Source organism: Acinetobacter sp. YH12136 (assembly GCF_013418545.1).
GTDB lineage: Bacteria > Pseudomonadota > Gammaproteobacteria > Pseudomonadales > Moraxellaceae > Acinetobacter > Acinetobacter towneri.
In genome coordinates this window covers 60448-76667 of record NZ_VPBV01000007.1, presented here as the reverse complement: position 1 = coordinate 76667, position 16220 = coordinate 60448, and the positions used below count along the sequence as shown (strand labels likewise).

The 16220-nt window shown below is 41.9% G+C and carries 11 protein-coding genes; 6 read left to right on the top strand and 5 right to left on the bottom strand.

What is annotated here, in order from left to right; genetic code table 11:
- Positions 1–5: 5 nt before the first annotated feature.
- Positions 6–2147, top strand: coding sequence for a phosphate acetyltransferase (gene pta, locus FTU71_RS05060; protein ID WP_180111568.1), 2142 nt, complete (start codon positions 6–8; stop codon positions 2145–2147).
- Positions 2148–2268: 121 nt separating this feature from the next.
- On the opposite strand, the gene FTU71_RS05055 is transcribed toward pta, so the two are convergent.
- Complete coding sequence (locus FTU71_RS05055) at positions 2269–2880, bottom strand: class I SAM-dependent methyltransferase (RefSeq protein WP_168417898.1); 612 nt, start codon at positions 2878–2880, stop codon at positions 2269–2271.
- 236 nt (positions 2881–3116) lie between these two features.
- Between FTU71_RS05055 and FTU71_RS05050 the strand changes: the two genes are divergently transcribed.
- On the top strand, positions 3117–4643 hold the full coding sequence (locus FTU71_RS05050) for a fumarate hydratase (RefSeq protein ID WP_180111566.1): 1527 nt from the start codon (positions 3117–3119) through the stop codon (positions 4641–4643).
- A 102-nt stretch (positions 4644–4745) separates the two neighbouring features.
- On the opposite strand, the gene FTU71_RS05045 is transcribed toward FTU71_RS05050, so the two are convergent.
- The 4 genes from FTU71_RS05045 to tig form a co-directional block, all read right to left on the bottom strand.
- Entirely contained in the window at positions 4746–5462 is a 717-nt protein-coding gene (locus FTU71_RS05045) for a DUF2846 domain-containing protein (RefSeq protein WP_136144672.1), read from the bottom strand.
- Positions 5463–5656: 194 nt separating this feature from the next.
- Positions 5657–6967: an ATP-dependent protease ATP-binding subunit ClpX gene (gene clpX / locus FTU71_RS05040; protein ID WP_180111564.1), complete on the bottom strand. Its 1311-nt coding sequence runs from the start codon at positions 6965–6967 to the stop codon at positions 5657–5659.
- A gap of 29 nt (positions 6968–6996) precedes the next feature.
- Positions 6997–7602, bottom strand: coding sequence for an ATP-dependent Clp endopeptidase proteolytic subunit ClpP (clpP, locus tag FTU71_RS05035; protein ID WP_004974855.1), 606 nt, complete (start codon positions 7600–7602; stop codon positions 6997–6999).
- A gap of 189 nt (positions 7603–7791) precedes the next feature.
- Positions 7792–9123: a trigger factor gene (gene tig, locus FTU71_RS05030; RefSeq protein WP_180111561.1), complete on the bottom strand. Its 1332-nt coding sequence runs from the start codon at positions 9121–9123 to the stop codon at positions 7792–7794.
- Between the two features lie 265 nt (positions 9124–9388).
- On the opposite strand from tig, the gene FTU71_RS05025 reads away from it, so the two are divergent.
- The 4 genes from FTU71_RS05025 to FTU71_RS05010 all read left to right on the top strand — a co-directional run bounded on the left by FTU71_RS05025 (position 9389) and on the right by FTU71_RS05010 (position 15993).
- Positions 9389–11527, top strand: a complete 2139-nt coding sequence (locus FTU71_RS05025) for a TonB-dependent receptor domain-containing protein (protein WP_179993964.1) — start codon at positions 9389–9391, stop codon at positions 11525–11527.
- A gap of 291 nt (positions 11528–11818) precedes the next feature.
- Complete coding sequence (locus FTU71_RS05020; protein WP_180111559.1) at positions 11819–14053, top strand: catecholate siderophore receptor Fiu; 2235 nt, start codon at positions 11819–11821, stop codon at positions 14051–14053.
- 159 nt (positions 14054–14212) lie between these two features.
- Complete coding sequence (locus FTU71_RS05015; protein WP_180111551.1) at positions 14213–14896, top strand: Fe2+-dependent dioxygenase; 684 nt, start codon at positions 14213–14215, stop codon at positions 14894–14896.
- Positions 14893–15993, top strand: coding sequence for an alpha-hydroxy acid oxidase (locus FTU71_RS05010; RefSeq protein ID WP_180111548.1), 1101 nt, complete (start codon positions 14893–14895; stop codon positions 15991–15993). The genes FTU71_RS05015 and FTU71_RS05010 overlap by 4 nt, the downstream gene beginning before the upstream one ends.
- Positions 15994–16220: the final 227 nt, after the last annotated feature.

Here is a 16220-nt window from a genome sequence, read left to right as displayed (position 1 = left end):
AAATTATGAAAACAATACTTTTGGTTCCTACAGAAATTGGTGTTGGTTTAACATCAGCATGTTTAGGTTTAATTTACGCTTTGGAATGCCAAGGCGTAAAAGCAGGTTTCTTAAAGCCTTTTTCACAAGAATTACAACCTGAAGCAGACCGCACAACTGCGTTGTATCGTCACCTGTTCAAGCATGAAACAGTTGAGCCGATTTCTTATACTGCGCTGACTGAGCGTTTAAAAAATGATGAAAATGACGAATTGCTTGAAGATGCAGTTCGTTTACATCGTGAAATTTCTAAACATCACGATATCATTATTGTAGAAGGCGTGTTGCCAAACGGACGTGATCCATTTGCAACTGAATTGAATGCAAATTTGGCTAAAGCACTTGATGCAAAAGTCATTATTGTCAGCAATGCCGACATCAACAATGCTGTTAAAACAGCGTCAAAAGTAGACAATCAATTACGTTTCTTTGGTGGTGCAACTTGTGAGCGTACTGCGGGCGTATTGTTTATGCGTACCAAAGGTTTACCAGAAGATTCTGCACAAATTCCTGTTACGCTTGATCCAAACTTACGTTTAATTAGCGACACCAACCAGTTTGTCAGCAAAATTCAAACTACACATCCAATGATTGGTAAAGATTGCATGCCAGTGATTGGCTTGGTGCCATTCAGCAATACTTTAAGTGTGCCACGCATGTCGGACTTGGCTGCACACATTTCTGCAGAATGGATTAACCAAGGTGAAGCAGCGCAGCGCCGTGTATTACACAGCAGCTTAATTGCATCGAATATTGAACACGAAATGCATAAATTCGTTGCAGGCGAGCTGATTATCAGTGGTTCTGACCGTGTCGATGTATTGCTTGCCAGTAGCTTAGCCAGCAGCAATGGTATTCCACTTGCAGGTTTGGTGTTAACTGAACATCAAGCACCAAGCGCACAAGCTTTAGAGTTCTGCCAAGCAGCAATGAAAAATGGCTTGCCAATTTTACATACTAAATTGAGCACCTTTGAAACTGCACAACAGTTATTAAACCTGAGCAACGAAATTCCTGTAGATGATACTGAGCGTGCAGAACAAGTTACCCGCTTTGTGGCCAGTCACATCAATGCAGAATGGTTAACCCAATTAATCAGCGATACGCATAAACCACGTTTATCGCCTTCTGCGTTCCGCCATGAATTGGTGCAAAAATCTATTGCAGCGAAAAAACGTATCGTGCTTCCAGAGGGTGATGAGCCACGTACCGTTCAAGCTGCAGCGATTTGTCAATCACGTGGTATTGCCCACTGTATTCTATTGGCAAAACCTGAAGCTGTCGTAGATGTTGCCAAAGCACGTGGTATTGAACTTCCACATGATTTAGAAATCATTGATCCTGACTTGATCCGTGAAAACTATATCGAAAAAATGGTGGAAATGCGTAAAGGCAAACTCACTGAAGACCAAGCACGTGATCAGCTACAAGACACTGTAGTACTTGGTACCATGATGTTGGCACTTGATCAGGTCGATGGTTTAGTTTCAGGTGCAGTACACACCACTGCCAACACTGTTCGCCCTGCATTCCAGCTGATTAAAACTGCTCCAGACTACTCATTGGTATCTTCAGTATTCTTCATGTTGTTACCAGATGAAGTCTACGTGTACGGTGACTGTGCAATTAACCCAGACCCAGATGCGGAACAATTGGCTGAAATTGCAATCCAGTCTGCAGACTCTGCAAAAGCGTTTGGTATTGACCCACGCATTGCGATGATTTCTTATTCAACCGGTACTTCAGGTGCAGGTGCTGATGTAGAAAAAGTAGCGAAAGCGACTGAAATTGCGAAACAGCGTCGTCCTGATTTACTGATTGATGGCCCATTACAGTACGATGCAGCATCTGTTGAAAGTGTTGGTCGCTCTAAAGCACCTAACTCTGAAGTTGCAGGCCGTGCCAATGTGTTCATTTTCCCTGACCTGAACACTGGTAACACGACTTATAAAGCCGTACAACGTTCTGCGAATGTGGTAAGTGTTGGTCCAATGCTACAAGGTTTGAACAAACCAGTAAACGACTTGTCTCGTGGTGCATTGGTAGATGACATTGTGTTTACCATTGCATTGACTGCAATTCAAGCAGAGCAACAAGCTGCACAGTAATTCGTAAATTGAAGTTTTACAAACCACCTAATTGAAAAATTGGGTGGTTTTTTTATGGTTTTTCACTTTCCACGCTCAATTCTCAATCATTGTTCCACATGATTATTTAGCATGACTAATATCAAAACTTCTGCGCCAACCACACCGTATGCCCTGCACAATCCTGATCTTCAGCCTGCATGTCCAATACCTTAAACCCATGTTGTGCTAACAATTGACGGTATTCTTCTTGCGATAAACTGGCATGATAGAGAGCCTCACCAAACATTTCCCCGATTGCCTCGCCTGCTGCTGGCCCACTTGTAAACATCAATACGGCATTGGGTTTAGACCACTTTGCAAATTGTGTAAACATGCCACGCTGGTCTTGTGGCGTTAAATGAAAAAAACTATCCCACGCCAAAATAGCATCAAAGCGCTGATTCAATTCTACAGAACGCATATCGGCTTCAATCCAACATTGTGATGGAAAATGTTCTCGTGCCATTTCCAGCATGGTGTCTGAACTATCCACACCTGTAAGCTGATGCCCATGTTGTAATAGATACGCTGCAATTGGACGGCCTGAACCACAACCTAAATCTAAAATTTTGGCCTGCGCAGGTAAATAACGCAGCAAACGATCCAGCCAGTTTTTCTCATATAGCACCTGACCACGTAAAGCCGTCCACGCTCGGGCATGCCTTTTATACATTGGGATAATCTGAGCCGCCAAAGCAGAGGAATCTGTCATCACATAACTTCAATATTGAGCAAATAGAGTTCTGAACATAACGGAAAATTTAGCCTTAAAGAAGCAAAATCAGTGCATATCGCAATGTTTATTTTTGCTTGATCTTTCATCAATCTCCCACAGCCCATGTGCGATATTAAACTTTCGCCCAAAGCTTGATCAAAGTGCCCACAACGACCACATTTTGTCTTATAATTTAGTCCGCTAGCTATCCGCCCGCTCAAGAGATTTTTGATATGACAACTATTATCAAGCAAGAAGACTTGATCACTTCGATCAAAGACGCGCTTCAGTTTATTTCCTACTATCATCCACAAGACTTCATCCAAGCGATGAGCCGTGCTTATGATCGTGAAGAAAACAAAGCTGCGAAAGATGCGATTGCACAGATCTTAATTAACTCACGTATGTGTGCAGAAGGTCATCGTCCAATCTGTCAAGATACTGGTATCGTAAACGTATTCCTTGAAGTGGGCTTAGACGTTAAATTTGATTTAACCATGAGCTTAGATGATGCAATTAACGAAGGTGTACGTCAGGGTTACCTAGAAAACTCAAACGTGCTTCGTGCATCTGTATTGGCTGATCCTGCATTTGGTCGTAAAAATACCAAAGACAATACCCCTGCAGTAATTCACTACAAACTCGTTCCAGGTAACAAAGTTGATATTACGGTTGCTGCTAAAGGTGGTGGTTCAGAAAACAAATCTAAATTGGCCATGCTGAACCCATCTGACTCAATTGTAGACTGGGTACTTAAAACTGTTCCAACCATGGGTGCAGGCTGGTGTCCACCGGGTATGCTTGGTATTGGTATTGGTGGTACTGCTGAAAAAGCCATGATGCTTGCAAAAGAAGCACTCATGGAAGAAATCAACATGGACGAATTATTGCGTCGTGGCCCACAAAATAAAATGGAAGAACTCCGTATTGAGATCTTCGAGAAAGTAAACGCATTGGGTATTGGTGCTCAAGGTTTAGGCGGCTTAACTACAGTACTTGATATTAAAATCAAAGACTATCCTTGCCACGCTGCGGGCAAACCAGTGGGCATGATTCCAAACTGTGCGGCAACTCGTCACGCACACTTCCAGTTAGATGGTTCAGGTGTTGCACACATTCAAGCACCTAAACTGGATGACTACCCAGAAGTGACTTGGGACTCTTCTAAATCTAAACGTGTAGATTTAGACAACATCACTCCAGAAGAAATGAACACTTGGCAGCCGGGCGATACTTTATTATTAAACGGTACGATTTACACAGGTCGTGATGCTGCGCACAAACGCATGGTAGACATGATCAACAATGGTGAAGAATTACCAGTCGACTTAAAAGGCAAGTTCATTTACTACGTTGGCCCAGTTGACCCTGTGGGTGATGAAGTGGTTGGCCCTGCAGGTCCGACAACAGCAACACGTATGGACAAGTTCACACGCCAAGTATTAGAGCACACTGGTTTGTTCGGTATGATTGGTAAGGCGGATCGTGGTCCTGCAGCAATTGAAGCCATCAAAGACCATAAAGCAACTTACCTTATGGCAGTAGGTGGTGCGGCTTATCTTGTATCTAAAGCTGTACGTGAAGCAGAAGTGGTTGCTTTTGAAGACTTAGGTATGGAAGCAATCTACAAGTTCAAAGTTGAAGATATGCCTGTTTCTGTTGCGGTGGATGTAAACGGTACATCAATCCACGCCATTGCACCAAAAATCTGGCAAGCTAAAATTGGTAAAATTCCTGTTGTAGACGCTGCAGCAGAATAATTTTCCAATACAGTGATAAAGAAAAAGCACCCAAACTTTGGGTGCTTTTTTATGCATGCTAGAAATGAACAAAAGCAATGCGCAAGATAAAGATGAAAAACCTTACCAGGTTCGAGGATCCCACAACTTAAATGGCTGAGTTAAATGCACATCTTCCGCAGGGTCATATTTCTCATGCTTAATTTTTTGTGGCTTTTTGCGTAACTTGCCTGTGTGCTGATCTTCCGCAACAAAGTTATAGCTTTCTGTTTTGAGTTGAGTAAATGCGATTTCCTGTTGTGCGGTACTTGTAGGCATTAAAATTAAAGGCCCTGAAACTTCCTTACGTGTACTCAAATTTTCTTCGTCATACTTAATAAAATACGACTGCCCTGCCTGCACCTGAAAATCTAAATACTTCGGTTTTTGAAAATGTAATGCCCCCAAAGGCCGACTCACACTTAAACGATACTCACCCGGTGCAAGTTCAATCCAGTAATAATGATTGTGCAATAAACTTGGAATCCGATGCTTATTGATAAACATACTGGCTGCGACAATTTCCTGCCTATTCCACTTAGAGTCAGGGCGATACAAATACACAATGGCCGCATCTTGATGCTGTGCCTGAATGGGCTGAAAACGCTGCCCCAGTTTTTGATTAACCCAACCGCCAATGGTCATCATGCCCAAGCGGTGCTGCTCTACAAAACCCGGTTTCTGTTCTAAATCTAAAACTTTTAAAGTACTCGGTGGTTGTGTTTGTTGCACCACGTTTTTTTTGCCATGACATCCCACTAACATTAAACTGGTCACGACCAAGATTGCGACACCACGCATGTCTATCCCTCACTGCGTTTCTTATTTTTGTAAATTAAGTTTTTTGCAAATCAAGCTGCAAATTCATTTTGCAATTGTTGTTTTGAATAATAGGCGTCCACGCCTTGAACTAAGATTAACACCGCCTTGTTTTTTTTGACAATAAAAAACGTGCCGAAACCTAGCGTTTCGGCACGTTTCAGACGAACAGCGAATTAAGCTGTTTTGCTGTCTAATACTTTTAAGTCGACTTTTTCTTCAACTGACTCTTCAGCTTTGGCTTGACGCTCGACCTGAAATTCAGGCTTCGCACCCTCATCAATCACAGCCTCAGTCACCACCACTGTACCTACATCGGTACGGCTTGGTAGGTCATACATGGTTTCAAGCAAAGCATTTTCTAAAATAGAACGCAAACCACGTGCACCTGTATTACGTTCAAGGGCTTTTTTCGCCACTGCACGTAAAGCCGCCTCTTCAAAGACTAAATCGACATTTTCCATCTCGAATAAGTATTGATACTGACGGGTTAAGGAATTTTTTGGTTCAGTCAAAATTTGCAATAATGCATCTTCATCCAGTTCATCTAGTGTTGCAATCACTGGCAAACGACCAATAAACTCTGGAATTAAACCAAACTTCACCAAGTCAGTTGCTTCTACCTGACGGAATAAATCAGACAATTTCTTGCCTTCATCTTTTTTCTTCACGTCTGCAGTAAAACCAATCCCGCCTTTTTCCTGACGTTGCTGCACAATTTTCTCTAAACCAGAGAATGCACCACCACAAATAAACAGGATATTTGAGGTATCAATTTGAATGAATTCTTGCTGCGGATGCTTACGTCCACCTTGAGGTGGAATAGATGCAACCGTGCCTTCAATCATTTTAAGCAAGGCTTGCTGAACACCCTCACCTGATACATCACGGGTGATAGATGGATTTTCAGACTTACGTGTGATCTTGTCGATCTCATCGATATAGATAATGCCTTTTTGTGCTTTTTCTACATCGTAATCGGCTTTTTGCAACAGCTTTTGCACAATGTTTTCGACATCTTCACCCACATAACCCGCTTCGGTTAATGTGGTCGCGTCTGCCATTGCAAAAGGAACATCCAATAGGCGCGCCAAAGTCTGTGCAAGTAAGGTTTTACCCGAACCTGTTGGCCCAACCAGCATGATGTTACTTTTTGAAATTTCGACAGTATCGTCTGTCTTATGCCCTTGCTGGGTCACTTTCAGACGTTTGTAATGGTTATACACTGCAACCGATAAGGTTTTCTTCGCAGTGTCCTGACCAATCACATACTGGTCTAGCGCAGCACGAATTTCATGTGGTTTTGGCAATGGACGTGTTGCCCAATCACCCGACTCAACTTGTTGACTGGTCTGAACCAAGTCTAAGCATACGTCCACACATTCATTACAGATGTATGCGTCCTCGCCTGCAATCAGCTTCCCGACTTCAGACTGCGTTTTACCGCAAAATGAACAATGTTTTTGTCCCTGAGGATGTTCGGACATAGTCACTCCAATATCTCAATCTTTAAAACTTATGGACGTTTTGTTAAAACTTCATCCACAAGACCGTATTCCTTCGCTGCCTGTGCAGTCATGAAGTTATCACGGTCGGTATCTCTTGCGACAGTTTCATAGTCCTGACCACTATGTTCTGCCATTAAACGGTTTAAACGCTCTTTAATGAATAGAATTTCACGTGCATGAATTTCAATATCAGATGCCTGACCACGGAAACCACCAAGTGGTTGGTGAATCATGACACGCGCATTTTCAAGACAGTAACGCTTACCTTTTGCACCTGCGTTGAGCAGGAAAGCACCCATAGATGCTGCTTGTCCCATACAGTAAGTCACAACATCAGGCTTAATAAATTGCATGGTATCGTAAATTGCCATACCTGCAGTCACTGAACCGCCTGGTGAGTTAATGTATAGGTGAATATCTTTATCTGGGTTTTCTGCTTCTAAAAATAACATCTGCGCCACAATTAAGTTGGCCATATTATCTTCGACTTCACCCGTCAAAAAAATGACACGTTCACGTAAAAGACGTGAATAAATATCAAAAGAACGCTCACCACGAGATGATTGTTCGACCACCATGGGTACTAAAGCATTTTCAATTGTTGGAACATACATATGGTTATTTATTCCTAAATTCTTGTGACACGACTCATGTTCACAATATGAGGGATAATTGTCTAAATTGCAAAATATTCACGGCTTAAATCGTAGATATTTTGAGTTAAATGCGATCAATCTCTGAAAAACCAAAAACTGCGATGCAATAAAAAAGGCGCACAAAGCGCCTTTTTTACCTAAAGCCAATTAGCCTTGTTGACGAGCTTGTTGCTCTTTCAATAAGTCTTCATAGCTTACAGATGTATCAGTCACTTTTGCAGAAGCCAAGATGTGATCTACAACCTGATCTTCTAAAACAACTGCTTCGATTTGTGAACGCTGTTGTTTGTCATTTTTGAAGTATTCAATTACTTCGTTTGGATCTTCATAAGAAGAAGCCATATCTTCGATGTAAGCATCTACACGTGCTTGGTCAACTTCAAGTTTAGCATCTGCCAATACTTTGCTAACCAATACGCCTAGTTTTACAGATTTTTCAGCTTGTTCTTTGAACAATTCATCTGGAAGCATGCTTGAGTCAAATGCTTTTGCACCTTGCGCACCAAACTGCTGTGTGAATTGCTGAATCATTTGTTGACGTTGACGGTCAATTTCTTGAGCAACCATTGCAGACGGAATTTCAACTTCGTTTGCCGCAACGAGTGCATCAAAAGTTGCACCTTTTACTTGGTTACGTAAACCATTTTTCACTTCACGTTCCATGTTTTTACGAACGTCAGCTTTTAATTTGTCTACGCCATCTTCTTCAGAAATACCGAAGATTTGTAGGAATTCAGCATCAATTTCTGGAAGTTTTTGCTTTTCAACAAGTTTCACAGTGATTTTGAATTGAGCTGCTTTACCTGCAAGGTTTGCTGCTTGGTAGTCTTCAGGGAAAGTTACATCAATAACTTTCTCTTCGCCTTTTTTCATGCCCACGATGCCATCTTCAAAACCAGGAATCATGCGACCAGAACCAAGTACTAGTTTAAAGTCTTCAGCAGCACCGCCTTCAAACTTTTCGCCATCTACAGTGCCTTCAAAGTCGAAAGTCACTTGCATGTCTTTTTTCGCCATGCCTTTGGTTTCTGCCCAAGAAGCACGTTGCTTTTGAAGATTTTCAAGCATTTGCTCAACGTCTTTGTCGTTCACTTCTGAAGACTTACGTTCAACTTCTAAACCGTCAAATTTCACTTCAACTTCTGGATAAACTTCAACTGTCGCTTCGTAAACTAAAGCGTCGTCTTTCATTTCAGTTTTTTCGATGTTTGGCATACCAACAGCGTTGATTTTTTCTTGTTGGATTGCTTCAAAAACGGTGTCACGAATAATGTCGTTCACCACTTCTTGATAAATACCTGCACCGTATTCACGACGAACAACGTTTAGAGGCACTTTACCTGGACGGAAGCCGTTAATCTTCACAGTTTTGGCAGTGCGTTTCAAGCGAGCTTCAAACTGCTCGTTAATACGGCTCGTCGGTACAGATACATTTAAACGACGGGCAACGCCCGAAACCGCTTCAGAAGTTACTTGCATGGCTTCCTCGATATAGTTAGTAATAACAGTTTATAAAAAAGTGCCACATTATATGACAACATTAAAGGATATACAAAATACGTTCTGATCTCGACTGAATTTTTTTAATCGTCACGCTATTTTCTGTAAATTTTCAACTTTGTGTATATTTCTTGTTGTAAATAAGAATCCTTATCATTATTATTAGCCAACTCCTTCATGAATGATTCTAATTACCATATAGGTCTAAATTAGGATCATTGATTCATATTAGAGATATAATTTTATGGCTAAGTTCAACCTACACCCGCTGTGTCTTGCATTACTTGGGGCAACCTCTACTGCTGTTTTCGCAAATACCTCTACCGATGCGACTTCAACCCACCAACTTTCCACGATTGTGGTTTCTGCGGCAGGTTTTGAACAAGATATTAAAAATGCACCTGCTTCTATTAGCGTGGTCACAAAAGAAGATATTGAAAAGAAAAATGCCACCAGTATTGCTGATTTGTTAGCAGATGTTCCTGGTATCGATATACGTTCTGGTGTCGGTAAAACCTCTGGTTTAAATATAAAAATGCGTGGTCTTGGAAATGATTACAGCTTAATTTTAATTGATGGTCGTCGTCAAACTACCTCGTCAGATGTTACCCCAAATGGTTTTGGAGAAACATCAAACGGATTTTTACCCCCACTGGCTGCAATCGAAAGAATTGAAGTGATTCGTGGCCCTATGGCTACTCGCTATGGCTCAGAAGCGATGGGTGGTGTGATCAATATCATTACCAAAAAAGTGTCTGATGAGTGGAATGGGAATGTCACTGTCAGCGGTAATGTCATGGAAAGTAATGCCGAAGCAGACTCATGGAAAACCAGTTTTGTCGTCAATGGACCACTGATCAATGACCGTTTAGGTTTGCAACTACGTGGCAGCTATTTAGACCGTCAACGTTCAGAACGTATTCAGGGTTCAACAGGTCGTGACCCACGCCCAAGCAAAGCTGATAATTATGATATCGGTGCAAAATTAGACTTTAAACTTGATGATCAAAACTCTTTTTGGATCGATGGTTTTTCATCAACTCAAAAATATGACAATTCAGATCAACGTTTGGGTAACTTCATTTCTCGTGGCGGTATTGCAGGATATGAAGATGAACTTGAGTTTAATCGTATTCAAATTGCTGCAGGTCATGATGGACAATATGACTTCGGTTTGTGGAAAACTTATATCAGTCAGAATACAACTGAGACTAAAGGACGCACCATTCCAACGGATGCATTTCCAGCACTTGCAGGACAACCCCGCAAATTAGAAAATACTGATTTAGTCTTTGACTCACATTTAGTCACTCCAATTGCGAACCACAAACTTACTATTGGCACCGAATATAAAGACACTACTATTGCAGATGATATCGCAGGCATTGGTAAAGAATTTACTCAAGATACTTGGTCACTGTATGCTGAAGATGAATGGCAATTAAGAGATAACCTTTATTTTACCTTTGGTGGACGCTACGAAGATCACAGTGGTTTTGGTGGACAGTTTAGCCCGCGCGCATATTTGGTATGGAATACAACCGATGACTTAACGATTAAAGGAGGCGTCAGCACAGGCTATAAAACTCCATCAGCCAAAGATTTGTATAACGGTATCAATGGTTATAGTGGACAAGGTGCAACACCAAGTCTCGGAAATCCTGATCTAGATCCAGAAACTTCAGTCAACTATGAACTTGGTTTTAATTATCAACCGACTGATGCTTTAAATTTAACGGCAACAGCATTCTTCAACCAAGTTGAAGATAAAATTATTTCTAAAACCTTTAGCTGTCAAACCAATGACTGTTCTAACTTCAGCAACAAAGTTACCTCTTTTAGTAAAAGCTTTAATGCTGATGAAGCGGAAATTTACGGATTAGAAACTTCATTGCAGTACCAAATTATCCCAGAATGGGATATCAAAGCCTCCTACACCTTTACAGAATCAGAAATCACCAAAGGTGATGATAAAGGGTATGCTTTAGAATCAACTGCTAAACATTTACTTAACTTGACTTCAACTTGGCATATTAATGATGCATTTGATATTTGGTTACAACATGAGTACCAATCTGGTCGCCCTCGCTTTACTGCCAAACCAACAGATGCCGGCTCACAAAGCATTGAAGTACAAACAAATAATGAGTTCTCTGGGTATAACCTCTTTAACTTAGGCACAAGCTATCAATTTAACGATCACATTCGTATTAATGCTGCGGTAAACAACTTACTAGATAAAGACTTTACCCAAAATATGGATTACATCGATATCAATGGTGATACACAACAGGCATATAAATATCTATCTATCGGACGCAGTTCTGAAGGTACATATTTAGCAGGCCGTAACTACTGGCTTTCTGTTTCTTATGACTTCTAAGTCTTAAACTTCATCTCAAACCCTGCTTCGGCAGGGTTTTCTAGTCTCCCCCCAAGCCTTTCACGTTCACATCGTTTTATTAAATAATAATATTGATAATGATTATTATTTTCAAATAAGAATTAAAGAAAAACACCACTCCGCACATTGTTATTGATAATGATTCTCAATACAATTAGCAACAATTGTTATAGACGTCATAACAACAACTTCACACTTTATTCATTTTGAACTAAAAACGCTGAATAAAGCGTGGCCTCCTGTTGGTTTACATTTAGGGAAATACCATAAATGGCACAGATCAAAAGCCGCAAACACAATCGCTCTGCGCAACTGATGGCTTTAGCCGCCTCTCTTCCACTACTTGCACATGCCGCAAGCCCTGAAGATGACGTCACCCACTTACCCACCATTACGGTTAAATCGGAAGCCGAAAGCAAATACAAGGCAGACCGTTTAAGCTTTGCAAAATACACACAGCCGTTGTTGGATACTCCACAAACCATCTCTGTAATTAAAAAAGAAATCTTGCAGGAGCAAGGTGCAACCTCGTTGGTTGAAGCCTTGCGTAACACCCCAGGCATCACCCTACAACTTGGTGAAAATGGTAATACCAGCGCAGGCGATGCCTTTCAAATGCGAGGTTTTTCTACCCAAACCTCAACCTATGTCGATGGTATTCGCGATTTAGGTGCTATCAGCCGTGATGTATTTAACCTTGATCAAATTGAAGTGGTCAAAGGCCCATCAGGTTCAGAAGCAGGTCGTGGTGCGGCTTCGGGTTATATCAATTTGGTGAGTAAATTACCGCAAAGTGAAAATAGTCAGGAAGTTTCTGCCAGCTATAACACCGCAGAACATGCCCGACTCTCTGCAGACATTAACCAAGTCATCAACCCCAATACGGCGTTTCGCCTGAACGTGATGGGGCAAGAAGGTGGTGTGGAAGGACGTGACTATATCGAAAATAACAGTTATGCCATCGCTCCTTCTCTTGCTTTCGGATTAAACACGGCCACTCGTTTATATTTGTATTCTCAACACATCAGACAGCGGAATATTCCAGATGGTGGTATTCCAACAATCGGCATGAAGGGCTTTTATAACTCAGACTCGCTGTTAGCGACTGCACCTCAAGTCAATCGGGAAAACTTTTATGGTCATGTCAATGACTATGAAGATGTCGATGCAGATATGTTTACGGCAAAAATTGAAAGTGATTTAACGGATCGGCTCAAACTGACCAACACCACCCGTGTAGGCAAAACGCAGATGAATCGGGTGCTGACAGGGATCAATACTGGTTCTAGTGGTTTAAGAACCAATGGTTCATCTGACCCAGCACAATGGGAAGTGAATCGCTCCCGCCAAGGGGTTGATCAGGAAAATAAGATTCTGGCTAACCAAACCACTTTAAATTTCGATCTACAAACTGGCGCTGTTGAACATGATGTTGTTGCAGGTATGGAGTTTTTAAAAGAACAGCAATCCAGCAAACTGTTGGCCACACAATTGCCAGGTGAAGCGACCGTCAATACACCTTGGGCTAATCTTTATCGACCTGACCGCAATCAAGCCATGCCAGCGCTTATTTATAATGGCGGTTATACCAATGGTGAAACCCAAACTGCCGCAGCTTATTTATTCGATACTTTAAAATTTGGAGAGCGTTTCCAGCTGAACGGCGGTGTTCGGGTCGATTATTATGAAACCGATTATCAGGGCTTAACTTTGCCGCGAGGTGGTAATGCCTTGGTCGCCAAAGACCTCAGTACGCACGACACATTGTTAAGCTGGAAACTTGGCGGTGTGTATAAACCTACTTTAAATAGCAGTGTGTATGCCTCTTATGCCAAATCATTGACTCCGCCAGGCAGTGCCAACTTCACGCTGTCTGAATCAGGCAATGATGCCATTAATGCGCAGCCTCAAGAAACCCATCATTATGAAGTAGGCAGCAAATGGGAGTTATTGCAAGGCAAACTTGCTATGGCTGCTGCTGCGTATCGTACAGAAAATGAAAATCAATCGACCATTGATCCGATTTCCCAGCTAGCCGTGCAGGAAGGTAAAAAACGTGTCGATGGTGTTGAGCTAAGTGCTGTGGGGCAAATTACCGATGCCTGGAATATTTCTGCAGGCGTTGCCCACATGAAAGTTAAACAACTGAATCAACGTTCATCGAGTAGCACAACATTATCTGAACGCTGGTCACCTGAATGGACTGCAAGCTTATGGTCAACCTACGACTGGGCAGGCTTTAAATTTGGTTTAGGCGCTCGTTATGTTGATGAACAAAAACGTGTAGTCACTGACAGCACCGCACCTGCCAACATGCCGAATATCCCAGGCTATGTCGTCTTTGATGCTTTGGTAGGCTACAACTTTAACAAACACGCTTCACTAAATCTGAACCTCTACAACCTTGCCGATAAAGAATATATCAGCACCCTTAACAATGGTGGTGGTCGTGTGGTTCTTGGACAGCCACGCTCGGCAACGCTTAGCTTGAATTACAAGTTCTAAGTAATTGCAATAAATCTATAGCGTAGCTCAAAAGAGACTATATAGATTGGTTCGGGCGATGAGTCGCTTTCATAGCACAGATCGCTCGAACTTTTACTGCTGAACCATAATGTCGAGTATTCAATTTTTTGAATTATAACTTTCACAGGAAGAATCAATATGATGCTTCACATTCCTAACGTACTCAGTAAAGTGCAAGTCCAGCAAATTCGGGCTGAGTTAGACAGTGCATCGGCTTGGCAAAATGGCCAATTCAGCGCAGGCGCGCAAGCACAAAAAATTAAACAAAATTTGCAGTTTGATCCCAAACATCCGAGTTATGCAGCACTGGCGCAAGAAATACTCAGCGCTCTCAAACAACAGGCTTTATTGCAGTCATTTGCCTTGCCGCTGCATATGCTTCAGCCGATGTTCAATTGTTATCAAAACACAGGAACTTATGGCAATCATGTCGATAGTGCGGTGCAATATTGTGCGCAGGCGCAACGTCCGATTCGTACTGATGTTTCTATGACTTTATTTTTAAGTGAACCTGAAGAATATCAGGGAGGTGAACTGATTATTGAAGACAACTATGGAAGTCATGAAGTTAAACTCAGTGCGGGCGATGCGATTGTGTATCCTGCGACCAGTTTACATCGGGTTGAACCAGTAACAGTAGGCCAAAGAATTGCGGCATTTACTTGGTGTCAAAGTATGGTGAAAGATGACTGGCAGCGCAGTATGTTGTTCAATTTAGACATGACCATTCTGCAATTACGTCAACAACTTGGTGATACCGCAGAAGTATTGTCCCTGACTGCGCACTATCACAATCTGATTCGTCAATGGAGTCAATTATGAATACCGCACCATTGGCAGCCTTAAACCATATTCCCCCACATTTACAAACGATTGCCGACTATCAAAAACAGGCGAAACTACACTTGGATGCAGCCACATGGGCCAATTTAGAAGGCGCTGCGGGCGATGAATACAGTCTAAATAATAACCGAACTGCTTTTGCCAATATTCAATTATTACCACGTCACTTAAATTCTTTTAAAGATGCCAATACGCAGATTCAACTTTTAGGCGAACACTATCCCCACCCGATTTTTTTAGCCCCCGTGGCTTATCAACAGCTATTTCATCTGCAGGGGGAAATTGCCACAGCACAAGCAGCTTCCGCTATGCAAGCGCCCATGATTCTCAGTCATTTAAGCACCACCTCAATGGCAACGCTTGATCAGGTTTCATCTGCGCCAAAATGGTTTCAACTGTATTGGCAAGGCAGTCGTAAAGCCGCTTTGGATTTGATTTTTCAAGCGCAACATTATGCCTATCAAGCCATTGTACTCACGGTTGATGCACAGCACATGGGTATTCGAGATCGGGAACGTCGCGCTTACTTTCAGTTACCCGCACATATTCAGGCAGTGCATCATCATCCTGTGAGTACAGCAACCCTCAAAGACAATCAGCATGCTCTATTTGATGGCTTAATGCAGCAAGCCGCCACATGGGAAGATATTGCTTGGCTGGTACAACGCAGCCCGCTCCCTATTTTACTCAAAGGTATTTTACACCCTGCCGATGCACAACAGGCGCATCAATACGGCGTACAAGGGATTATTGTGTCTAATCATGGTGGTCGAGTTTTAGATACCGTTGTCAGTCCAATTCAAGTTTTAAGCACGATGCGAAAAATTTTACCGCACGATTTCCCTATTCTATTGGACAGTGGTATCCGCCGTGGCACAGATATTTTTAAAGCATTAGCCCTAGGGGCAAATGCAGTATTAATTGGACGGCCATATATTTATGGCTTGGCAGTTGCTGGTGCATTAGGGGCAGCGCATAGCATCAAGCTCTTAAAAGAAGAATTTGAAGTGAGCATGGCACTTATGGGAACAAGCAGCATTAAACAGATTAAAAACAGTTATATTTATCAGAAATAAAACAAATAACAGAAAAAATTTTCACAGGTATGGCTATATTTGTAAAAAACAGGGAATTATTACCCTTGCAGATCCATTAACATACAGATATTGGTTTACAAGTGCCATGATTCGACTTTTAGCGATAGTCTCCTGAAAATAGCTTGTAAATTGATAGAATAGACACAATCTATATTTATAGTAAGTTGCCGTTATCCACGACCGATGCAACCGCTACTATTCAAGGA